Source organism: Klebsiella aerogenes, assembly GCA_029027985.1.
GTDB classification, from domain to species: Bacteria; Pseudomonadota; Gammaproteobacteria; order Enterobacterales; family Enterobacteriaceae; genus Klebsiella; species Klebsiella aerogenes_A.
Map to the genome: position 1 here is coordinate 3,929,089 of CP119076.1, position 22,554 is coordinate 3,951,642.

The following is a 22,554-nucleotide window of genomic DNA, read 5'->3' on the forward strand; positions in this document are numbered from 1 at the left end:
CAGGATAATGAGAAAGGCACCGATTCCCCCGGTGCCTTTTTTATTGCCTGTGCTAAACCGCTTTATGCGCTTCAAACATGATGGTATCGCTGCTAAACGAGCCATCCTGCTGTAATTCAAAGTAGGCTTTGACCTCCGCCGACGCACTCTGCTGGTACAAACGAATCGCTTCTACCAATGCTTCTGGAGTACGCATTCGCGCCACCCAGGAACTGAATTCCAGGGGCAGGCGATCGGTCAACAGATGATTAATCACCAGACCTGCGTCATTGGCCAGCGCCAGCCACTCGCCGCTGGAGTAATTACGCACATGCGAGGTATCACGCAGGGCTTCAACGGTCTGCAACCAGACATCGCGCACCGGATGGCCCGGCGACATTACGTCCATAATAATCATCACCCCGCCCGGCTTCAGCACGCGTTTCACCTCACGCAGCGCCTGACCAACGTCATGCCAATGGTGAGCAGAATAGCGGCTAATCACGATATCAAAACTGGCATCGACAAACGGCAGCGTTTCAGCATATCCCTGCTGAGTCGCGATATTGGTGAAACCTTTATCTTTTGCCGCTTCGGCAACGACCTCCAGCATCTGGCTTGATAAATCATAGGCTGTGACCTGAGCAACCTGCCCTGCGGCAGTAAAGCTGGCATGCCCCGCCCCGCAGCCCATATCCAGCACTTTCGCCTGCGGGAAATCGGCCAGCCGTTCCGCCAGTCGTTGCAGATCGCGCCCGGAAGCGTGCACAGCGCTGGTCAAATAGGCGTTTGCCTGTGAGCCAAACTGTTTTTCGACGTTGTCATGATGAGAGCGTGTTGTCATTGTGTTGTCCTTCGGTGGTTTGAGTAATAAAGGGCAGCATCGCGCTGAACGCAGACCTGCCCGGTGGCAGGCCTGACATACCTTAATTAATCAGGCTTGCCGGGACTGAATTCAACTAGTAGCGGGTTGTGATCGGAGGCGCGGGTCACCAGCACAGAGGCATCGTGCACGTTTAAGCCACGGTAGAACACAAAATCAAGCGGGCGACCAAACGCGCGGCGGCGCTGATCGTCGGAGAAACGAACTTCACGTAACGACATCTCACGCGCAAAGCGATACAGCGCGTTCATCCTCGGGCGACTCCAGGCATTGAAATCCCCCGCCATGATCACCGGCCCGCTATGATGGGCAATTTGATCGCCAATCGGCAGCAGTTGTTTGCTGTAAACATCAATGCCGAGACTAAAGTTGACCGCATGAATATTCACCACCATCAACAACCGAGCATCCGGCAGCGGATAAACCGTCACCAGCGCCGATTTAGGCAAACGTAAAATAGGTTCACGCTCGCGCAGCGGGCAGCAGTAGATAGGATGGGCAGAGGCCAATGTCATCACGCCGGAAGGATGCTGCGGCAGCACCAAGGCGGGAACCTGATCGGCAGCCAGATAGTTAGAGGTCGCAAATCTGACCAATTCGGGCGTCGTTTGTGCCTCCTGCAGCAGGACTAAATGTGCGTCTTTGCCAAAATTTTTAAGGACAGACTGCCACTCAGCGCGCTGCTGTTTGAAGATATTCCATACCAGCACGCGAATTTTCTCATCGCTGCTTAACGGCGTACCCGCCGGATACACCGGACTGACGCCCGCAAACGCTCCCGGAGGCAATATTCTCTCCGCAGGTTGTCCGGCGACATAGCGCATGGCATAGGTATTTTTTCGCAATTTGGGCATGAAACCTCGATAACAGAAAACCAGCCCGACTACGGCTGGTTCTTCTGTTATAGGGACTTTCCCATACACTTTCAATGCAATTCGTGAGAAACCCTTATCCTTCGAGAGAAACGGCTGCCGTACGACGCTGAAGTTTATCTAAACGACCGCCCAGGACAACCAGCACAATCACCGCGCCAATCCACGGCGTCTGTGCCAGACCGACAATCACAAATTCGGTAGTGCCAATTGCAAAGGCACCGATGGTTAATGCAAGTAGCGCCAGTGGCATAATTTACTCCGTAGCATCAGGATTAAGATGACACGTAGCATGCCGGGGTGTTTAAATAACAAAAATCATCAAAGTCTCAATAGAATTTTGCTATAGGTGCAACAATGAGAGCAACGTCAGAAGAGATCGCTATCTTTGTCGCCGTGGTAGAGAGCGGCAGCTTTAGCCGTGCTGCGGAGCAACTCGGGCAGGCTAACTCTGCTGTCAGCCGGGCAGTAAAGAAGCTGGAATCCAAGCTGGGCGTAAGTCTGCTTAACCGAACGACGCGCCAGCTGAGTCTGACGGAAGAAGGCGAACGTTATTTCCGCCGTATGCAGGTGGTGTTGCAGGAAATGGCTGCCGCTGAGAATGAGCTTTTAGAAACGCGCACCACGCCCCGTGGATTGCTTCGCGTTGATGCAGCCACCCCGGTGATGCTGCATTTCTTAATGCCGCTGGTAAAACCCTTCCGTGAACGTTATCCAGAGATGACGCTTTCATTGGTCTCCTCAGAAACCTTCATTAATCTTATTGAGCGCAAAGTCGACGTGGCGATCCGCGTTGGCGCCTTAACGGATTCCAGCCTGCGCGCCCGCCCGTTGTTCAATAGTTATCGCAAGATCATCGCCTCGCCTGATTATATCGCGCGCTACGGTATGCCGGAGAAAGCGGAAGATCTCGAAGATCATCTCTGCCTGGGGTTCACCGAACCGGCCTCTTTAAATACCTGGCCAATTTCAGCAAGCGATGGGCAATTACTGGAAGTCAGCTGCGAAATTACATCTAATAGCGGCGAAACGCTCAAACAGCTCTGCCTTACCGGGAATGGTATTGCCTGTCTGTCGGACTATATGGTGGACAAAGAGATTGTCAGCGGGGAATTTGTAGAACTGCTTGCCGACAAACGCTTGCCGGTCGAGATGCCATTCAGTGCGGTGTATTACAGCGACAGAGCCGTAAGCACACGCATCAGGGCGTTTATTGATTTTCTGAGCGAGCACGTCAAACAGCTCCCGAAGGAGCTGTAGCGACACGACCATCCGGCTGCGGCGTAAATCGCATGCCGGGGTGAGTAGATTAATCCCACTTAGGAGCCAGACCTTCCGGGCTCACCAGACGATCGTTGCAATCCAGCGCGGCGATCGCTTTGCGATCTTCATCATCCAGTTGCAGATCCAGCGCTTTCAGGTTGCTGGCCAGGTTTTCAGGTTTGGTGGAAGACGGGATAACCGCATAGCCTTCACCCATCGCCCATGCCAGTATAGCCTGCGCCGGGGTTGCATTATGTTTAGCAGCAATACGTGCAATCACTTCATCTTTCAGCGCGTTGCCGTAGGCCAGCGTCATGTAAGAGGTGATATGAATACCGTGCTCACGCGCCCAATCCACCACTTTACGGTTCTGCAGGTACGGAGACAGTTCAACCTGGTTGGTCGCGATGTTTTCAGCGCCTACGGCAGCAATCGCACGCTCCATCAGCGGAATCGTGAAGTTAGAGATACCGATCAGACGGGTCAGGCCCAGTTTCTTCGCTTCCATCAGCGCAGCCATAAACTCTTCAACAGCAACCGCATCGTTCGGTGACGGCCAGTGGATCAAAGTCAGGTCAACATAATCAGTGCGCAGCTTCTGCAGACTCTCTTTCAGGCTTGCGATCAGCTTGTTTTTACTCAGGTTTTCAATCCAGATTTTGGTCGTGATGAACAGCTCATCACGCGGCACACCGCTTTCTGCAATAGCCTGACCAACAGCGGCTTCATTTTCATAGATCTGCGCAGTATCAACAGTGCGATAGCCCAATTCCAGCGCCATTTTTACAGAGTTGATTACAACGTCGTCTTGCAGACGGAAAGTTCCAAGACCAAATGCAGGGATTGCCATGATAGATGTTCCTCGTTAATTATTCGTTTCGGTTAACTGAGGCCATTATGGCTGAGGGCGGTAATTGGAAAAAGATCGATAAATGCAGAGAATTTTTGCTGATTTAGCAATAATTAGCTATTGAGAAAACAAAAAAGCCCTGAGCAAATGCTCAGGGCTTTAAATAAGTGGCGGAACGGACGGGACTCGAACCCGCGACCCCCTGCGTGACAGGCAGGTATTCTAACCGACTGAACTACCGCTCCACCGAATTTTTCTACATCTGCCGGTTTAACACCCCGGTTTTACTGCAAATTTGATGCCTGGCAGTTCCCTACTCTCACATGGGGAGACCCCACACTACCATCGGCGCTACGGCGTTTCACTTCTGAGTTCGGCATGGGGTCAGGTGGGACCACCGCGCTATCGCCGCCAGGCAAATTCTTTGTGCTCAGTACGCCATTCTTTATCGCATCAGCTGCGTTGCCTGCGCTCGTAAACTCAGTCACATACTTCAGTATGCTCCTTCCTTTCCTTCGCTTGCCGCCTTGCTGCTGCGCAAATTATTGCGTACTCAACTCTGAATCAGTGCTGAAAATCATCTCAAATCGCCAAAACAGCTTCGGCGTTGTAAGGTTAAGCCTCACGGTTCATTAGTATCGGTTAGCTCAACGTATCGCTACGCTTACACACCCGACCTATCAACGTCATCGTCTTTAACGTTCCTTCAGGAGACTCTAAGTCTCAGGGAGAACTCATCTCGGGGCAAGTTTCGTGCTTAGATGCTTTCAGCACTTATCTTTTCCGCATTTAGCTACCGGGCAATGCCATTGGCATGACAACCCGAACACCAGTGATGCGTCCACTCCGGTCCTCTCGTACTAGGAGCAGCCCCCCTCAATTCTCCAGCGCCCACGGCAGATAGGGACCGAACTGTCTCACGACGTTCTAAACCCAGCTCGCGTACCACTTTAAATGGCGAACAGCCATACCCTTGGGACCTACTTCAGCCCCAGGATGTGATGAGCCGACATCGAGGTGCCAAACACCGCCGTCGATATGAACTCTTGGGCGGTATCAGCCTGTTATCCCCGGAGTACCTTTTATCCGTTGAGCGATGGCCCTTCCATTCAGAACCACCGGATCACTATGACCTGCTTTCGCACCTGCTCGCGCCGTCACGCTCGCAGTCAAGCTAGCTTATGCCATTGCACTAACCTCCTGATGTCCGACCAGGATTAGCTAACCTTCGTGCTCCTCCGTTACTCTTTGGGAGGAGACCGCCCCAGTCAAACTACCCACCAGACACTGTCCCCACGCCGGATTACGGCGCCAGGTTAGAACATCAAACATTAAAGGGTGGTATTTCAAGGTCGGCTCCACGCAGACTGGCGTCCACGCTTCAAAGCCTCCCACCTATCCTACACATCAAGGCTCAATGTTCAGTGTCAAGCTATAGTAAAGGTTCACGGGGTCTTTCCGTCTTGCCGCGGGTACACTGCATCTTCACAGCGAGTTCAATTTCACTGAGTCTCGGGTGGAGACAGCCTGGCCATCATTACGCCATTCGTGCAGGTCGGAACTTACCCGACAAGGAATTTCGCTACCTTAGGACCGTTATAGTTACGGCCGCCGTTTACCGGGGCTTCGATCAAGAGCTTCTCCTTACGGATAACCCCATCAATTAACCTTCCGGCACCGGGCAGGCGTCACACCGTATACGTCCACTTTCGTGTTTGCACAGTGCTGTGTTTTTAATAAACAGTTGCAGCCAGCTGGTATCTTCGACTGATTTCAGCTCCACCCGCAGGGGCTTCACCTACATATCAGCGTGCCTTCTCCCGAAGTTACGGCACCATTTTGCCTAGTTCCTTCACCCGAGTTCTCTCAAGCGCCTTGGTATTCTCTACCTGACCACCTGTGTCGGTTTGGGGTACGATTTGATGTTACCTGATGCTTAGAGGCTTTTCCTGGAAGCAGGGCATTTGTTACTTCAGCACCGTAGTGCCTCGTCATCACACCTCAGCGTTAACAGCGTTCCGGATTTACCTGGAACACCCGCCTACATGCTTAAACCGGGACAACCGTCGCCCGGCTAACATAGCCTTCTCCGTCCCCCCTTCGCAGTAACACCCAGTACAGGAATATTAACCTGTTTCCCATCGACTACGCCTTTCGGCCTCGCCTTAGGGGTCGACTCACCCTGCCCCGATTAACGTTGGACAGGAACCCTTGGTCTTCCGGCGTGCGGGCTTTTCACCCGCATTATCGTTACTTATGTCAGCATTCGCACTTCTGATACCTCCAGCAACCCTCACAGGCCACCTTCGCAGGCTTACAGAACGCTCCCCTACCCAACAACACATAGTGTCGCTGCCGCAGCTTCGGTGCATGGTTTAGCCCCGTTACATCTTCCGCGCAGGCCGACTCGACCAGTGAGCTATTACGCTTTCTTTAAATGATGGCTGCTTCTAAGCCAACATCCTGGCTGTCTGTGCCTTCCCACATCGTTTCCCACTTAACCATGACTTTGGGACCTTAGCTGGCGGTCTGGGTTGTTTCCCTCTTCACGACGGACGTTAGCACCCGCCGTGTGTCTCCCGTGATAACATTCTTCGGTATTCGTAGTTTGCATCGGGTTGGTAAGTCGGGATGACCCCCTAGCCGAAACAGTGCTCTACCCCCGAAGATGAGTTCACGAGGCGCTACCTAAATAGCTTTCGGGGAGAACCAGCTATCTCCCGGTTTGATTGGCCTTTCACCCCCAGCCACAGGTCATCCGCTAATTTTTCAACATTAGTCGGTTCGGTCCTCCAGTTAGTGTTACCCAACCTTCAACCTGCCCATGGCTAGATCACCGGGTTTCGGGTCTATACCCTGCAACTTAACGCCCAGTTAAGACTCGGTTTCCCTGCGGCTCCCCTATACGGTTAACCTTGCTACAGAATATAAGTCGCTGACCCATTATACAAAAGGTACGCAGTCACACCCGAAGGTGCTCCCACTGCTTGTACGTACACGGTTTCAGGTTCTTTTTCACTCCCCTCGCCGGGGTTCTTTTCGCCTTTCCCTCACGGTACTGGTTCACTATCGGTCAGTCAGGAGTATTTAGCCTTGGAGGATGGTCCCCCCATATTCAGACAGGATACCACGTGTCCCGCCCTACTCTTCGAGTTCACAACCTGTGCATTTTGGTGTACGGGACTATCACCCTGTACCGTCGGACTTTCCAGACCGTTCCACTAACACACAAGCTGATTCAGACTCTGGGCTGCTCCCCGTTCGCTCGCCGCTACTGGGGGAATCTCGGTTGATTTCTTTTCCTCGGGGTACTTAGATGTTTCAGTTCCCCCGGTTCGCCTCGTTAACCTATGTATTCAGTTAACGATAGTGTGACGAATCACACTGGGTTTCCCCATTCGGACATCGCCGGTTATAACGGTTCATATCACCTTACCGACGCTTTTCGCAGATTAGCACGTCCTTCATCGCCTCTGACTGCCAGGGCATCCACCGTGTACGCTTAGTCGCTTAACCTCACAACCCGAAGATGTTTCACTTCTGATTGCGAAAATTTGAGAGACTCGAACACACCATTAACAGTGTGTCGTTTCAATTTTCAGCTTGATCCAGATTTTTAAAGAGCAAAACTTCGCAGTGAACCTTTTCAGGTACACTCTGAAGTTTTCTTGTTTTGTGCAGTAAGGATGGTGGAGCTATGCGGGATCGAACCGCAGACCTCCTGCGTGCAAAGCAGGCGCTCTCCCAGCTGAGCTATAGCCCCATCGTAGTTATCTCATTTACCCGTAATTTCTGTTGAGGCAAGGCGTGGTGACACGAAGCATACTTAAGTATGTGAGTGTCGCCGCAACGCAGCATCAGCAGAAATTTGGTAGGCCTGAGTGGACTTGAACCACCGACCTCACCCTTATCAGGGGTGCGCTCTAACCACCTGAGCTACAAGCCTGCAGAGATTACTTACTGCTGTTATTTCATCAGACAATCTGTGTGGACACTACAAAGGCAGGTTCTTTCAGGTAAGGAGGTGATCCAACCGCAGGTTCCCCTACGGTTACCTTGTTACGACTTCACCCCAGTCATGAATCACAAAGTGGTAAGCGCCCTCCCGAAGGTTAAGCTACCTACTTCTTTTGCAACCCACTCCCATGGTGTGACGGGCGGTGTGTACAAGGCCCGGGAACGTATTCACCGTAGCATTCTGATCTACGATTACTAGCGATTCCGACTTCATGGAGTCGAGTTGCAGACTCCAATCCGGACTACGACATACTTTATGAGGTCCGCTTGCTCTCGCGAGGTCGCTTCTCTTTGTATATGCCATTGTAGCACGTGTGTAGCCCTACTCGTAAGGGCCATGATGACTTGACGTCATCCCCACCTTCCTCCAGTTTATCACTGGCAGTCTCCTTTGAGTTCCCGGCCGGACCGCTGGCAACAAAGGATAAGGGTTGCGCTCGTTGCGGGACTTAACCCAACATTTCACAACACGAGCTGACGACAGCCATGCAGCACCTGTCTCAGAGTTCCCGAAGGCACCAAAGCATCTCTGCTAAGTTCTCTGGATGTCAAGAGTAGGTAAGGTTCTTCGCGTTGCATCGAATTAAACCACATGCTCCACCGCTTGTGCGGGCCCCCGTCAATTCATTTGAGTTTTAACCTTGCGGCCGTACTCCCCAGGCGGTCGACTTAACGCGTTAGCTCCGGAAGCCACGCCTCAAGGGCACAACCTCCAAGTCGACATCGTTTACGGCGTGGACTACCAGGGTATCTAATCCTGTTTGCTCCCCACGCTTTCGCACCTGAGCGTCAGTCTTTGTCCAGGGGGCCGCCTTCGCCACCGGTATTCCTCCAGATCTCTACGCATTTCACCGCTACACCTGGAATTCTACCCCCCTCTACAAGACTCTAGCCTGCCAGTTTCGAATGCAGTTCCCAGGTTGAGCCCGGGGATTTCACATCCGACTTGACAGACCGCCTGCGTGCGCTTTACGCCCAGTAATTCCGATTAACGCTTGCACCCTCCGTATTACCGCGGCTGCTGGCACGGAGTTAGCCGGTGCTTCTTCTGCGAGTAACGTCAATCGCTGAGGTTATTAACCTCAGCGCCTTCCTCCTCGCTGAAAGTACTTTACAACCCGAAGGCCTTCTTCATACACGCGGCATGGCTGCATCAGGCTTGCGCCCATTGTGCAATATTCCCCACTGCTGCCTCCCGTAGGAGTCTGGACCGTGTCTCAGTTCCAGTGTGGCTGGTCATCCTCTCAGACCAGCTAGGGATCGTCGCCTAGGTGAGCCATTACCCCACCTACTAGCTAATCCCATCTGGGCACATCTGATGGCATGAGGCCCGAAGGTCCCCCACTTTGGTCTTGCGACGTTATGCGGTATTAGCTACCGTTTCCAGTAGTTATCCCCCTCCATCAGGCAGTTTCCCAGACATTACTCACCCGTCCGCCGCTCGTCACCCGAGAGCAAGCTCTCTGTGCTACCGCTCGACTTGCATGTGTTAGGCCTGCCGCCAGCGTTCAATCTGAGCCATGATCAAACTCTTCAATTTAAGTTTGATGCTCAATGAATTAAACTTCGTAATGAATTACGTATGTTCACTCGTTGAGACTTGGTATTCATTTTTCGTCCGAGGACGTTAAGAATCCATGTCACTTTGAGTGCCCACACAGATTGTCTGATAAATTGTTAAAGAGCAGGTGCGACGCGCTTTAGCGCTCTGTCGCGAGGTGGCGTATATTACGCTTTCCTCTTTCAGAGTCAACCCTGAATTTCAGAATTTTTCTCTTCAACCGAACCGGCTGTTTGTGTGAAGTGATTCACATCTGCCGTGTCGATGGAGGCGCATTATAGGGAGCTCGCCGGGAATGACAAGCGGAAAAATACAATTTTATTTCAACCGCTCATCTTTTATACGCAGCGCTTATTTTTTCTGCTTTTTGATCGCTGCAGGCAGGTCCGCCAGGCTATTTAACACCCAATCAGCGGCATTTTCCGCTTCCTCAGTAACCGGTTTACCGGTACGCACCAGGACTTTCATTCCAACATCCGCCGCCGCAGCCGCCTGCATGTCTTCAACTTTATCCCCCACCATATAAGAAGCAGCCATATCAATATGCAGGAAATCGCGTGCGGAAATGAGCATCCCCGGATGCGGCTTACGGCAATCACAGGTCAGGCGGAATTCTTCAACGCTTCCCTGTGGGTGATGCGGACAATAATAGATACCGTCCAGATCCACACCGCGGTCCGCCAGTGACCAGTCCATCCATTCGGTGAGGGTTTCGAACTGCGCTTCCGTGAATTTGCCGCGAGCAATGCCCGACTGGTTGGTCACCAGCACTAACGCAAATCCCATCGCTTTCAATTCGCGCATGGCATCAATGACGCCATCGATAAACTCAAAGTTGTCGATTTCGTGGACGTAACCATGATCAACATTAATAGTGCCGTCACGGTCGAGAAAAATTGCGGGTACAGACTTTGCCACCGGTTTGCTCCTGAAAAAGGCGAATGCCGTTAGTATCGCATGTTTCGGCATGCAGGAAAGTGCTCATTATAAAGAGTCAGATTGATTTAGACGTCTGGATGCCTTAACATCCATTTCATTGACAGGCATCGCCTGGACACGGCAGAAGAAAATGCCACGGCAAACGGCTAAACGATAATAAATAACTGATGATTAAACTTTCGAATATTACCAAAGTGTTCCAGCAGGGGAACCGCACCATACAGGCGCTGAATAATGTCAGCCTGCATGTCCCTGCCGGGCAGATTTACGGCGTAATCGGCGCTTCTGGCGCAGGTAAAAGTACGCTGATTCGCTGCGTTAACCTGCTGGAACGCCCAACCGAGGGTAGCGTTCAGGTCGATAACCAGGAACTGACAGCGCTGTCCGAAAAAGAGCTGACTCGTGCACGCCGCCAGATTGGCATGATCTTCCAGCACTTTAACCTGCTCGCTTCACGCACCGTTTACGGCAACGTAGCGCTGCCGCTTGAGCTGGATAACACGCCGCCCGCGGAAATTAAGCGTCGCGTGACCGAGCTGCTGGATCTCGTCGGTCTCGGCGATAAACACGACAGCTACCCGGCCAACCTTTCCGGCGGCCAGAAACAGCGCGTCGCGATTGCCCGTGCGCTGGCCAGCAACCCAAAAGTATTGCTGTGCGATGAAGCCACCAGCGCGCTGGATCCGGCAACAACCCGTTCGATTCTCGAACTGCTGAAAGACATTAACCGTCGTCTGGGGCTGACCATTCTGCTGATCACCCACGAAATGGACGTCGTTAAACGCATCTGCGACTGCGTGGCGGTCATTAGCAACGGTCAACTGATTGAGCAGGACACCGTTAGCGAAGTCTTCTCGCATCCGAAGACGCCGCTGGCGCAGCAGTTCATTCAATCAACCCTGCACCTGGATATTCCGGATGACTATCAGGCGCGCCTGAAACCAACGCCGCTGCCTGATAGCGTACCCATGTTGCGCATGGAGTTTACCGGCCACTCTGTCGATGCGCCGCTGCTTTCGGAAACCGCTCGTCGCTTTAATGTGAATAACAACATTATTAGCGCGCAGATGGATTACGCCGGAGGCGTGAAGTTCGGCATCATGCTGACTGAAATGCACGGCACACAGGAAGATACCCAGGCAGCGATCGCCTGGCTGCAGGAACATCATGTAAAAGTAGAGGTACTGGGATATGTCTGAACCAATGATCTGGCTGCTGGTTCGCGGCGTATGGGAAACGCTGGCCATGACGTTTGTCTCCGGCTTCTTTGGCTTTGTCCTCGGTCTGCCGGTCGGCGTACTGTTGTACGTCACCCGTCCGGGGCAGATTGCCGCCAACGCCAGGCTATACCGTACGCTGTCGGCGCTGGTTAATATCTTCCGTTCGATTCCATTCATTATCCTGCTGGTATGGATGATTCCATTTACCCGCGTTATCGTCGGCACGTCTATCGGCCTTCAGGCGGCGATCGTGCCGTTGACGGTTGGCGCTGCACCGTTCATCGCCCGTATGGTGGAAAACGCCCTGCTGGAAATCCCGACCGGTCTGATTGAAGCATCACGCGCGATGGGAGCGACCCCGCTGCAGATCGTACGTAAAGTCCTGCTGCCTGAGGCGCTGCCGGGTCTGGTAAACGCCGCAACTATCACGCTTATTACCCTGGTTGGCTACTCCGCCATGGGCGGCGCGGTTGGCGCTGGCGGCTTGGGGCAGATTGGTTACCAGTACGGCTACATCGGCTACAACGCGACGGTAATGAATACCGTACTGGTATTGCTGGTCATTCTGGTTTATTTAATTCAATTCTCTGGCGATCGTATCGTTCGGGCTGTAACTCACAAATAACGTTATTTACACACAACACTAATTCTTACAGGAAGGAAATAACATGGCCTTTAATTTCAAAACCTTTGCGGCAGTTGGCGCGTTAATCGGTTCTCTGGCTCTGGTGGGTTGCGGTCAGGATGAAAAAGATCCGAACCATATTAAGGTCGGCGTTATCGTCGGCGCGGAACAGCAGGTTGCTGAAGTCGCGCAGAAGGTAGCAAAAGAGAAGTATGGCCTCGACGTTGAACTGGTCACCTTCAACGATTACGTGCTGCCGAACGAAGCCCTGAGCAAAGGCGATATCGACGTTAACGCCTTCCAGCACAAACCGTATCTCGACCAGCAGATTAAAGACCGCGGCTACAAATTAGTGCCGGTCGGTAACACCTTCGTTTACCCAATTGCCGGTTATTCGAAGAAAATCAAATCTCTGGATGAACTGCAGCCGGGCTCGCAAATCGCCGTCCCTAACGATCCAACCAACCTCGGCCGTTCCCTGCTGCTGCTGCAGCAAGTGGGTCTGATTAAACTGAAAGAAGGCGTGGGCCTGCTGCCAACCTCTCTGGATATCGTGGGCAACCCGAAGAATCTGAAGATTGTTGAGTTGGAAGCGCCGCAGCTGCCACGTTCTTTGGACGACGCGCAGATCGCTCTGGCGGTCATTAACACCACCTACGCCAGCCAGATTGGCCTGACCCCGGCGAAAGACGGTATCTTCGTTGAAGACAAAAACTCGCCGTACGTGAACTTGATCGTGGCCCGCGAAGATAACAAAGACGCGGAAAATGTTAAGAAATTTGTTCAGGCTTACCAGAGCGACGAAGTTTTCGAAGCCGCTAACAAAATCTTTAACGGCGGTGCAGTGAAAGGCTGGTAATCTGCTTTCACCGTAATATCATTCAGGACGGGCTTTATGCCCGTCTTGTCATTTATGCAAGCACCTGATTCAATAGCGCCCTGTTTTATAATTCATTGAGGAAATACTATGCGTGCTTTACCGGTCTGTTTGTTAGCACTCATGTTAAGCGGTTGTTCTATGCTAAGCAGATCTCCCGTTGAGCCTGTTAAAAGCACCGCGACCACGCCAGTCCAGACGGAAACGGCTAAACCTAAAGTCTCACGTCCCGCGCCGGTAAGAATCTATACCGACGCCTCAGCGCTGGTCGGTAAACCCTTCCGCGATTTGGGTGAAGTGAGCGGCGAGTCATGCCAGGCATCAAACCAGGATTCTCCGCCGAACATCCCGACCGCCCGTAAACGTATGCAAATCAACGCGGCCAAAATGAAGGCCAACGCCGTTCTGCTGCACAGCTGTGAAGTTACCAGCGGTACGCCGGGCTGCTACCGTCAGGCCGTGTGCCTGGGTTCAGCGCTTAACGTCTCGGCGCAATGAGTGCCTTTCAGTTCGCGCAAATAGGCGTCATCCGCTCGCCGTATAAAGAGAAATTTGCCGTTCCCCGCCAGCCTGGGCTGGTTGAACACGGCGGCGGCGAACTACATCTATTAGCGCCCTATAACCAGGCCGACGCCGTGCGCGGCCTGGAAAGCTTCAGCCATCTGTGGGTACTGTTTGTGTTTCATCAGACCATGGAAGGCGGCTGGCGCCCCACCGTACGCCCTCCCCGCCTTGGCGGTAATGCGCGGATGGGCGTCTTCGCAACCCGCTCCACGTTTCGCCCTAATCCTATCGGTATGTCGCTGGTTGAACTAAAAGGCATTCGCAGTCAGAAGGATCAGGTCATCCTGGAGCTCGGCAGTCTCGATCTGGTCGATGGCACGCCGGTGGTGGATATCAAGCCTTACCTTCCCTTTGCCGAAGCCCTGCCGGATGCCCATGCCAGCTATGCGCAACAGGCGCCGCAGGCCAGCATGGCCGTCAGCTTTACGCCGGAAATAGATGCGCAGTTGCTCGCGCTGGACAAGCGCTATCCGCATATCAAAGCGTTTATTCGTGAAGTCCTGGCGCAGGATCCGCGCCCGGCATATCGGAAGGCGGAAGAAGCAGGGAAAACTTACGCCGTCTGGCTGCTCGATTTCAACGTGCGCTGGCGGGTAATTCCATCCGGTTTTGAAGTCTTTTCTCTCGAACCACGCTAATTTTATTTTCCTCTCTTTTGGCATCTTTGCCACACTGGTAAACTAAACCACTTTTTTTGTTTCAGGCTGGTTCCCCAGCCTGTTCCGATCGTCCAAATGGAACCGTAACAACATGCGTACTAGCCAATATCTGCTCTCCACTCTGAAGGAGACACCTGCCGACGCCGAAGTCATCAGCCATCAGCTGATGCTGCGCGCCGGGATGATCCGCAAGCTGGCCTCAGGTTTATACACCTGGCTGCCGACCGGCCTGCGCGTCCTGAAAAAAGTCGAGAACATCGTGCGTGAAGAGATGAATAACGCCGGTGCTATCGAGGTGTCGATGCCAGTCGTGCAGCCAGCCGATTTATGGATGGAAAGCGGTCGCTGGGAGCAGTACGGCCCGGAGCTGCTGCGCTTTGTTGACCGCGGCGAACGTCCCTTCGTCCTCGGCCCGACCCACGAAGAAGTCATCACTGACCTGATTCGCAACGAGCTGAACTCTTACAAGCAGCTGCCGCTGAACTTCTTCCAGATTCAGACCAAGTTCCGTGACGAAGTGCGTCCGCGTTTCGGCGTCATGCGCTCTCGCGAGTTCCTGATGAAAGATGCTTACTCTTTCCATACCTCACAGGAATCGCTGCAGGAAACCTACGATGCGATGTATGCCGCCTACAGCAAAATCTTCACCCGCATGGGTCTGGATTTCCGCGCGGTGCAGGCTGATACCGGTTCTATCGGCGGTAGCGCGTCTCATGAGTTCCAGGTACTGGCGCAGAGCGGTGAAGACGACGTGATCTTCTCCGACAGCTCCGACTACGCGGCAAATATCGAATTTGCCGAAGCCGTCGCGCCAAAAGAGCCGCGCGCTGCTGCAACGCAAGAAATGACGCTTGTCGATACGCCGAACGCCAAAACCATCGCCGAGCTGGTTGAGCAGTTCAATCTGCCGATTGAGAAAACCGTGAAGACCCTGCTGGTGAAAGCGGTTGAAGATAGCAGCTATCCGCTGGTTGCCCTGCTGATTCGCGGCGATCACGAGCTGAACGAAGTGAAAGCGGAAAAACTGCCGCAGGTTGCCAGCCCGCTTACCTTTGCAACTGAAGACGAAATCCGCACCGTTGTGAACGCCGGCCCGGGTTCTCTCGGCCCGGTGAATATGCCGATTCCGGTAGTCATCGACCGTACCGTCGCGGCAATGAGCGACTTCTCCGCTGGCGCCAACATCGATGGCAAACACTACTTCGGCATCAACTGGGATCGCGACGTCGCGACGCCAGAAGTGGCGGATATTCGTAACGTTGTTGCCGGCGATGCAAGCCCGGACGGCAAAGGTACCCTGCTTATCAAACGCGGTATCGAAGTGGGCCACATCTTCCAACTCGGCACCAAATACTCCCAGGCGCTGAATGCCTCCGTTCAGGGCGAAGATGGCCGTAACCAGATCCTGACCATGGGCTGCTACGGTATCGGGGTAACTCGCGTAGTTGCCGCAGCTATCGAGCAAAACTTCGACGATCGCGGTATCCTCTGGCCGGACGCTATTGCGCCGTTCCAGGTTGCGATCCTGCCGATGAACATGCACAAATCCTATCGCGTGCAGGAGTTGGCCGAGAAGCTGTACGCTGAGCTGCGCGCGCAGGGTATTGAAGTGCTGATGGATGACCGTAAAGAGCGCCCGGGCGTCATGTTCGCCGACATGGAGCTGATCGGTATCCCACACACCATCGTGTTGGGCGACCGTAACCTCGACAACGACGATATCGAATACAAATATCGTCGCAACGGCGAGAAGCAGCTGATTAAGACCGGGGATATTGTGAACTACCTGGTGCAGCAAATTAAAGGTTAATCATTACCTTTAAATATAAAAAGGCCTCGTCATCGCGAGGCCTTTCTTTTTATGTATCAACAACAGGAATTAGTTGTTGCAGTCTTTACCCGGGATAAATTTACTGTCTTTATCCACCATCAGCGTTTTCATCATTTCACCGGTATCCGGATTCGCTTCGAGGGTGAAATGCCCTTCCACCACCAGCAACACCGGGCGAGTATCATTCCCGCGCGCAGCGGCATAATCCCGCTCAAGCTGAGCATTATTAGCAACAGCCACCGTTTTACCGGTCACGCAATCGGTAAAGGTTGCCGCATCGGCCATATAGAAATACATCCCGCGCATCGCCATCGGCGTCGTGGGCAGGCTAGCCTTCACTGACTCCAGCGTATAGTTAAGCGTTGACTGAATCGGATTGCCATCGCGGTCGAGCATTTCCAGCTTATCGCCTTTCGCCCGATAGTAGGACTTCTCGCCTTTGCTGTCGGTGAGTACCAGCTTATCCGCAGTACGCGCCCAGGTGCCGTACGAAGCGAAAGATGACGGCTCACGGCTAACGCCCTGATAACGCTCGTTCATCACCCAGGTCCCGTCTTTCTCAAGAAATAACGAGGTTTCAATACCTTCGCAATCCGCACAAGGCAAAATGCCGCGCCAGCTTTGCTGCATCGGTTTAAGTTCTTCCATCGCCGTCGGCTGCACGGTTTCAACATCGGCGCGATGGTTACAACCAAACAGTACAAAGAGCGAGCAAGCCGCTGCCAGAGAAAAGACAATTTTCTTCACTGTGAATTCCTTATAATCCATTCCACCCGTCCGCCACGTCTGTTAATGACGAACTTTCCCACGCAGCGCTTTGACTGAAGACTTTTGCGCCTTGGAGGCAAGCCGCCGCTCTTTTGACGCCCGAGTCGGTCGCGTCTCCCGACGGCTTTTCTGCACTGCGGTTAATTCTTTTATCAGCGCAACCAGTCGTGAGATCGCCGCTTCGCGGTTCATCTCCTGGCTGCGATATTCCTGAGCCTTAATGATAACCACACCGTCAGCAGAAATTAAGTGGTGACTGGCGGCAAGCAAACGATCTTTATAAAACTCCGGTAGGCTTGATGCTTTAATATCAAAGCGTAAATGGATCGCCGTCGACGCCTTATTCACATGCTGACCGCCCGCCCCTTGCGCGCGAACCCCGGTGAGCGAGATCTCCTCATCCGGGATAGAGACGCTGCGGCTAACGATAATCATGCCGGCTGCTGCCACGCCGTTAAATGAATTTCCAGATTATTCCGATCGTCAGATAACCAGATACCGCCGTCCTGTAGAGTCGCCTGCAGCGTCATCGTGCGGTCGGCAAAGGCGCTAAGCTGTGCCAGCTGCGCATCATCAAGATACCAAACGGTAAGTTTCGAGTATGCCGCCAGTTTAGTCTGGTTCTGCTGCCACCAGATTTCAGCCGCCCGACTATTATAAGCAAACAACGCGACCTCTTGCGCCCGCGAACAGGCTTTCTTAATCCGTTTTTCGTCCGGTAGACCCAGCTCAATCCACAGGTCGATGCCCAGATGGTCGTTCAACTGCCATAGTTCCGCTTCATCGTCCGATGACAGCCCGCGGGTGAACTGCAAACGCTCGTTGGCATATTTAATCCACGCTAACAGGCGCAGCATCATACGCTCCTGTGTTTCGGAGGGATGTTGCGCCAGTGTCAGATTAGCATCCAGAAACTGGTTGCGGTCCAGATCGGCAACATTAACCACAGCTTTATAAATCGTCGCTTTCAGCGCCATGAATAAACTCCTGAAAAAAATGGCGTACATTGTAGCGAAACTGGCGACAAAAGGCTGTCAGCAATCGCCGCGACGCCATTCATCCTGCTGATATTGCTTAGGTGACTATGGTATAGTCACCTTGCTAAACAGAGTTTATCTTCGTAGGCTTAAACTTGCATCCCACGGTTAAGTCAGAATGCTGACAGGAGGGCATGTGGATCACTATTGTGAGTTAATACGCAAGCGGTATGCGGAAATAGCCAGCGGAGACTTAGGGTATATCCCGGATGCGCTGGGCTGCGTGTTGAAAGTATTAAATGAGGTTGCGGCGGATCAGGCCCTTTCGGAATCAGTCAGGGAGAAGGCCGCTTATGCGGCGGATCAGGCCCTTTCGGAATCAGTCAGGGAGAAGGCCGCTTATGCGGCGGCAAACTTATTGGTGAGCGATTATGTCAATGAATGATACTTATCAACCCATTAACTGCGATGATTATGACAACCTCGAGCTTGCCTGCCAGCACCACCTGGTTCTGGCGCTGGCCCTGAAAGATGGTGAACAGCTGCAGGCCAAAGCGAACGATCTCATCTCGCGTAAGAATGTCGAGTATCTGGTGGTGGAACTTGCTGGCCATGCCCGCGAGCTACGCCTGGATAAAATCGCCAGTTTCAGCCACCCGGAAATCGGCACCGTGGTGGTCAGCGAATCCTGAAGCCAATCGGGCGGCTCAGCCGCCCGTTTTCCGCCACACCAGCTGTACGCTCTCACCTTCCTGCGCTACCCCATCCTGCGTGATAAACAGCCCATCAGCCGCGGCAATCAAGGTTTCACCATAGAACAGTAACGGCGTGGTATCGCGATGCCAGGGGGCAATGGCAAGTTCCTGCCAGATTTTCTTCAGCTTACGTCCACCGCGGCGCCCAACAATATGCAGGTTGCCGCTGGCGCGAAAGCGTATTGATACCGGCTCATCCGACCGCGGCACACGCAGTGGGCCGCCCGGGAGCAGACTCAGCTCACCCAGCGATGCTGGCAAAACCAGCGGTTTTATCGGCTCGTCCCATAGGATTTCACGCTCGACCAGGCTTGCCATAAATCTCACCCAATACAAACGCTGCTGATAGCGCCGAACGGCAAAGTCGCCTAACCGTAAACAGGGGGCGGCGTCTTCTCGCGCCAACGCCACTTCTTGCCAGATGCGTTCCGGCATGTCGCGCGAGGGCATCGGTGCTTGCTGAGCCGCCAGCCAGCGGCGTAACAACGCCGCGCGGCGCGGTGCGCTCATAGCGGTGAGCGGTTCGATCGCCAGCGTGCCGTTGTCGTCCATCAGCCTGGCTAACTCCGTCGCCAGCATTTCATCCAGCAACTGCTCTTGTTCACCGCACAGGCTGGCGCTGCGGGCGACCGCCTCGGCAAAGTGCGGCCAGCGCGCGCTCAGCTGTGGCAGCACCCGCAGACGTAAAAAGTTACGATCGTAGGTATCGTCCTGATTGCTTTCGTCTTCGATCCACTGCAATTGATGAGCCAGCGCCCACTGATGCAACGATTCTCGGCTTTCATTGAGCAGCGGACGCAATAATTTTCCGTGAGCAAAATCGGTGCTGGCAGCCATGGCTGACAACCCGGTCGGCCCGCTGCCGCGCTTGAGCGCCAGCAGGAAGGTTTCGCACTGATCGTCCAGATGCTGCGCCGTCACCAGCGCCTCACCAGGCAGCAGCACATCGCGGAAGGCCTGATAACGCGCATGACGCGCATGTGCTTCAATCCCCAATCCTTCGTCCGCCAGCGTCACGCGCACTACCTGCAACGGCACCCGCCACTGTTGGCAAATCTGCTGGCAGTGCTCAACCCATAGGTCAGCATTGGCGCTAAGGCCATGGTGAATGTGAATAGCGCGCAGTTGAATCGCGGGGTCACGCTGGCGCCAGCACGCCAGCCGGTGCAGCAGGACGGTAGAATCCAGGCCGCCGCTGAAGGCCAGTAAAAACTGACGGTGTGGTTGAAGCGTTGAGGCAATATCCGGCGTCATGATCGTGCACGTGCAGGCTAAGAGAGATAGCCTGGCACGTTACGCGCCCGGGCTGGCTCTGGCAAGTATTACTGTTGGTAAATCTCCAGCGGCAGACCGTCGGGATCGTTGAAAAAGGTGAAGCGCTTATCGGTAAACGGATCGATGCGGATAGCTTCACAGGCCACACCGTGCGCCTGTAGATGCGCAACCGCGGCATCAATGTCATCGACGCTAAACGCCAGATGTCGCAGGCCGCAGGCTTCCGGGTGGCTTGGGCGCGCAGGTGGGAACGGGAACGAGAACAGTTCGATGACATACTCGCCGTTCAGCGCCAGATCGCCTTTCCACGAATCGCGCTCGGCGCGGTAAAACTCGCTCTGCAGCGTAAATCCGAGGATATCGCAATAGAAGGCTTTGCTCTTCGCATAATCAGTCGCAATGATGGCAATATGGTGAACCCGTTTTAAACCCAGCATGGTTGCTCTCCTCCTGTTGAAGCCCAACACGTTACTCGCGCCACCCGCCGTGGCGCAAGCCCCTAATTATTTTTTAAGACTCGTACCCGATACACGCCGTCTTCGTCACGCTTTGCCCCGTGGATATCGGTCTCAAAGCCAGGATAGTGACGGCCAATCGAACAGAGCATCAGCAGGAAATCAAGCACCGCGCGGCTTTCTTCGGTGATCATCTCTCCCGGCATCAACAATGGCACGCCTGGTGGGTACGGCAGGATCATGTTTGCCGAAATACGCCCGACCAGGTTTTCCAGTTCGATGGTTTCGACTTCGCCCTTAATCTGCTGCTGCCAGGCCTGATGCGGCGTCATTTTCATCTCTGGCAACACATCAAAAGCACGCAGCATCAATTGGGAAAGCTGATGCTGGCGGATCAGGCGATGGATCCCTTGCGCCAGATCCTGGATACGCATATTGCGGTAGAAATCAGGATCTTCGGCGTACAGATCCGGCAGCATATTCTTCACCCGCAGATTGAGATCGTAAGCGCGCTTAAACTCGGTCAGCCCGCGCAGCAACCCCATCGCCCGGGTCTTATCAATACCGATGCTGAACAGGAACAGCAGATTGTACGGCCCGGTTTTTTCCACGACCACACCGCGCTCATCGAGGAATTTGGCCACCAGCGCTGCCGGGATCCCCTCTTCAGCCATATCGCCCTGTTCATCCATCCCCGGCGTGAGGATCGTGACTTTCACCGGATCGAGGAACATGTGATCGGCATCAGCATCCTTGAAGCCATGCCACGCTTCCCCCGGCGAAACCGGCCAGCACTGCGCTTCTTCGACGTTTTCCGGCTGCCAGATGTCGAAGAACCAACTATCAGACTCTTCACGCAGACGCTGGACCTCTTTACGAAAGTGTAGCGCGCGCTCAATAGAACGTTGAATCAGGCGTTTACCGGAATTCCCGCGCAGCATCGCCGCCGCGGTTTCTATCGAGGCGACAATCGGATAGCTCGGCGAGGTAGAAGTGTGCATCATAAAGGCTTCGTTGAAGGTCTCTTCATCGTAGCTGCCTTTGATATGAATCAGCGAGGCCTGCGACAGCGCCGCCAACATTTTGTGCGTTGACTGGGTTTCGAAGATAACTTTCCCCGGCACGCGATCGCCGCTCATACCGCTTTTTCCCTGATAGATCGGGTGGAAGTGGGTATAAGGTACCCAGGCGGAATCAAAGTGAATTGACGGCACGTCGAGAGTCTGCTTAATCCAGGTCGTGTTATACAGCAACCCGTCATAGGTCGAGTTGGTGATCACCGCATGAACCGGCCACTGCGCGCCGCTGGTAGCCTCAACTTTGTACTGGATACTATCGTGGGTAAATTCACGTTTCGGGATACCGCCGAGGATCCCCAGCGCATTGCGCGTCGGTTTCAGCCATAGCGGCACCACATCGCTCATCATCAGCAGGTGAGCCAGCGATTTATGGCAGTTACGGTCAATCAGCAACGTACTGCCAGCGGGCGCCGAATACATGCCGACAATTTTATTCGAGGTAGAGGTACCGTTAGTCACCATGTAACTCTGCTCGGCGCCGAAAGCACGGGCGATGTACTCTTCCGCCTCCAGATGCGGGCCGGAATGGTCGAGCAGCGACCCCAGTTCGGTGACGGAAATAGAAACATCGGCCTTGAGCGTATTACCGCCGAAGAAATCATAAAACAGACAACCGACCGGGCTTTTCTGATAGGCGGACCCGCCCATATGCCCAGGGGTACAGAAGGTATATTTGCCTTCCTGCACATAGTTGAACAACGCTTTGGTAAACGGCGGCGTGATGTTATCCAGGTACTCATCGGTGTACTGACGAATGCGCGTAGCGATATCCTCCGCCAGCCCTAATGCATATTCGAAGAACCAGAGCGCCATACGCAGGTCCTGACTGCTAACATCCATCGTCGAGTGCGTATTAATAAAGGCATATAGCGGCAGATATTCATTCAGGCGATTGATATCACTGCATAAATCAACGCTGTATTCGTCCCAGTCGAAGATGACCCCACAGATGCGTGGGTTGTGCTCAATAAACTGCAGCAGGTCGGCGCTGTTCTGCGGCCAGATAGTCTGGAATCCTTGCTTCTGCAGAGCGATTTCCAGCTCTTTGATCGGTTCGTCTTTATGATAGACGCCGTGGGGCCCCATGATGGCGATGATATTCACG

Annotated in this window: 19 protein-coding genes, 3 tRNA genes, 3 rRNA genes and 1 pseudogene; 9 read left to right on the forward strand and 17 right to left on the reverse strand. The window is 53.7% G+C overall.

Going from position 1 to position 22,554, the window contains the following annotated elements:
- Window positions 1-52: 52 nt before the first annotated feature.
- The 3 genes and pseudogenes from PYR66_18680 to PYR66_18690 form a co-directional block, all read right to left on the reverse strand.
- Complete coding sequence (locus tag PYR66_18680) at window positions 53-823, reverse strand: methyltransferase domain-containing protein (protein ID WEF27296.1); 771 nt, start codon at window positions 821-823, stop codon at window positions 53-55.
- An 86-nt stretch (window positions 824-909) separates the two neighbouring features.
- Window positions 910-1,707 carry an endonuclease/exonuclease/phosphatase family protein gene (locus PYR66_18685; protein WEF30502.1) on the reverse strand — a complete coding sequence of 266 codons (798 nt, stop codon included), beginning with the start codon at window positions 1,705-1,707 and terminating at the stop codon, window positions 910-912.
- 103 nt (window positions 1,708-1,810) lie between these two features.
- Window positions 1,811-1,918 (reverse strand): annotated as a pseudogene (locus PYR66_18690) (hypothetical protein).
- A gap of 173 nt (window positions 1,919-2,091) precedes the next feature.
- Here PYR66_18690 and yafC point away from each other — a divergent pair.
- Complete coding sequence (gene yafC, locus PYR66_18695) at window positions 2,092-2,994, forward strand: DNA-binding transcriptional regulator YafC (protein WEF27297.1); 903 nt, start codon at window positions 2,092-2,094, stop codon at window positions 2,992-2,994.
- Between the two features lie 49 nt (window positions 2,995-3,043).
- Here yafC and dkgB read toward each other — a convergent pair whose 3' ends face one another.
- The 8 genes from dkgB to gmhB form a co-directional block, all read right to left on the reverse strand.
- Window positions 3,044-3,847 (reverse strand): 2,5-didehydrogluconate reductase DkgB, encoded by an 804-nt coding sequence (gene dkgB / locus PYR66_18700; protein WEF27298.1) that lies wholly within the window; start codon window positions 3,845-3,847, stop codon window positions 3,044-3,046.
- A gap of 168 nt (window positions 3,848-4,015) precedes the next feature.
- Window positions 4,016-4,092 (reverse strand) — tRNA-Asp (locus tag PYR66_18705).
- Between the two features lie 55 nt (window positions 4,093-4,147).
- Window positions 4,148-4,263, reverse strand: a 5S ribosomal RNA gene (gene rrf, locus PYR66_18710).
- A 195-nt stretch (window positions 4,264-4,458) separates the two neighbouring features.
- A 23S ribosomal RNA gene (locus PYR66_18715) occupies window positions 4,459-7,363 on the reverse strand.
- A gap of 171 nt (window positions 7,364-7,534) precedes the next feature.
- Window positions 7,535-7,610: transfer RNA gene (locus tag PYR66_18720), tRNA-Ala, on the reverse strand.
- A 106-nt stretch (window positions 7,611-7,716) separates the two neighbouring features.
- Window positions 7,717-7,793 (reverse strand) — tRNA-Ile (locus PYR66_18725).
- Between the two features lie 71 nt (window positions 7,794-7,864).
- Window positions 7,865-9,404: ribosomal RNA gene (locus PYR66_18730) — 16S ribosomal RNA — on the reverse strand.
- The 16S, 23S and 5S rRNA genes sit together here with 3 tRNA genes alongside, the layout of an rRNA operon.
- Window positions 9,405-9,776: 372 nt before the next feature.
- Window positions 9,777-10,343, reverse strand: a complete 567-nt coding sequence (gene gmhB / locus PYR66_18735) for a D-glycero-beta-D-manno-heptose 1,7-bisphosphate 7-phosphatase (GenBank protein ID WEF27299.1) — start codon at window positions 10,341-10,343, stop codon at window positions 9,777-9,779.
- 188 nt (window positions 10,344-10,531) lie between these two features.
- Between gmhB and metN the strand changes: the two genes are divergently transcribed.
- The 6 genes from metN to proS all read left to right on the forward strand — a co-directional run bounded on the left by metN (window position 10,532) and on the right by proS (window position 16,119).
- Window positions 10,532-11,563, forward strand: a complete 1,032-nt coding sequence (metN, locus tag PYR66_18740; protein ID WEF27300.1) for a methionine ABC transporter ATP-binding protein MetN — start codon at window positions 10,532-10,534, stop codon at window positions 11,561-11,563.
- Window positions 11,556-12,209: a methionine ABC transporter permease MetI gene (locus PYR66_18745; GenBank protein ID WEF27301.1), complete on the forward strand. Its 654-nt coding sequence runs from the start codon at window positions 11,556-11,558 to the stop codon at window positions 12,207-12,209. The genes metN and PYR66_18745 overlap by 8 nt, the downstream gene beginning before the upstream one ends.
- Window positions 12,210-12,252: 43 nt before the next feature.
- A complete protein-coding gene (metQ, locus tag PYR66_18750) occupies window positions 12,253-13,068 on the forward strand; it encodes a methionine ABC transporter substrate-binding lipoprotein MetQ (GenBank protein ID WEF27302.1) in 816 nt (271 codons plus the stop codon).
- 108 nt (window positions 13,069-13,176) lie between these two features.
- Window positions 13,177-13,584, forward strand: a complete 408-nt coding sequence (gene rcsF, locus PYR66_18755; protein ID WEF27303.1) for an Rcs stress response system protein RcsF — start codon at window positions 13,177-13,179, stop codon at window positions 13,582-13,584.
- A complete protein-coding gene (tsaA, locus tag PYR66_18760) occupies window positions 13,581-14,288 on the forward strand; it encodes a tRNA (N6-threonylcarbamoyladenosine(37)-N6)-methyltransferase TrmO (GenBank protein WEF27304.1) in 708 nt (235 codons plus the stop codon). Before rcsF ends, tsaA begins: the two co-directional genes overlap by 4 nt.
- Before the next feature lie 112 nt (window positions 14,289-14,400).
- Window positions 14,401-16,119 (forward strand): proline--tRNA ligase, encoded by a 1,719-nt coding sequence (gene proS / locus PYR66_18765; GenBank protein WEF27305.1) that lies wholly within the window; start codon window positions 14,401-14,403, stop codon window positions 16,117-16,119.
- 69 nt (window positions 16,120-16,188) lie between these two features.
- Here the strand turns inward: proS and nlpE are convergent, their stop codons facing one another.
- Genes nlpE through PYR66_18780 form a run of 3 tightly spaced genes read right to left on the reverse strand, consistent with a single transcriptional unit; the run spans window position 16,189 to window position 17,885 of the window.
- Complete coding sequence (nlpE, locus tag PYR66_18770; GenBank protein WEF27306.1) at window positions 16,189-16,887, reverse strand: envelope stress response activation lipoprotein NlpE; 699 nt, start codon at window positions 16,885-16,887, stop codon at window positions 16,189-16,191.
- A gap of 42 nt (window positions 16,888-16,929) precedes the next feature.
- Entirely contained in the window at window positions 16,930-17,343 is a 414-nt protein-coding gene (gene arfB / locus PYR66_18775) for an alternative ribosome rescue aminoacyl-tRNA hydrolase ArfB (GenBank protein ID WEF27307.1), read from the reverse strand.
- Entirely contained in the window at window positions 17,340-17,885 is a 546-nt protein-coding gene (locus PYR66_18780) for a YaeQ family protein (protein WEF27308.1), read from the reverse strand. Before PYR66_18780 ends, arfB begins: the two co-directional genes overlap by 4 nt.
- Before the next feature lie 196 nt (window positions 17,886-18,081).
- Here PYR66_18780 and PYR66_18785 point away from each other — a divergent pair, with 196 nt between their 5' ends.
- Both PYR66_18785 and rof read left to right on the forward strand, forming a co-directional pair.
- Window positions 18,082-18,330 (forward strand): YaeP family protein, encoded by a 249-nt coding sequence (locus tag PYR66_18785; protein ID WEF27309.1) that lies wholly within the window; start codon window positions 18,082-18,084, stop codon window positions 18,328-18,330.
- Window positions 18,317-18,577 (forward strand): Rho-binding antiterminator, encoded by a 261-nt coding sequence (gene rof, locus PYR66_18790; GenBank protein ID WEF27310.1) that lies wholly within the window; start codon window positions 18,317-18,319, stop codon window positions 18,575-18,577. Before PYR66_18785 ends, rof begins: the two co-directional genes overlap by 14 nt.
- Before the next feature lie 15 nt (window positions 18,578-18,592).
- Here rof and tilS read toward each other — a convergent pair whose 3' ends face one another.
- The 3 genes from tilS to PYR66_18805 form a co-directional block, all read right to left on the reverse strand.
- Entirely contained in the window at window positions 18,593-19,894 is a 1,302-nt protein-coding gene (tilS, locus tag PYR66_18795; GenBank protein WEF27311.1) for a tRNA lysidine(34) synthetase TilS, read from the reverse strand.
- A 68-nt stretch (window positions 19,895-19,962) separates the two neighbouring features.
- Window positions 19,963-20,352 carry a VOC family protein gene (locus PYR66_18800; GenBank protein WEF27312.1) on the reverse strand — a complete coding sequence of 130 codons (390 nt, stop codon included), beginning with the start codon at window positions 20,350-20,352 and terminating at the stop codon, window positions 19,963-19,965.
- 62 nt (window positions 20,353-20,414) lie between these two features.
- Window positions 20,415-22,553: a lysine decarboxylase LdcC gene (locus tag PYR66_18805; GenBank protein ID WEF27313.1), complete on the reverse strand. Its 2,139-nt coding sequence runs from the start codon at window positions 22,551-22,553 to the stop codon at window positions 20,415-20,417.
- Window position 22,554: the final 1 nt, after the last annotated feature.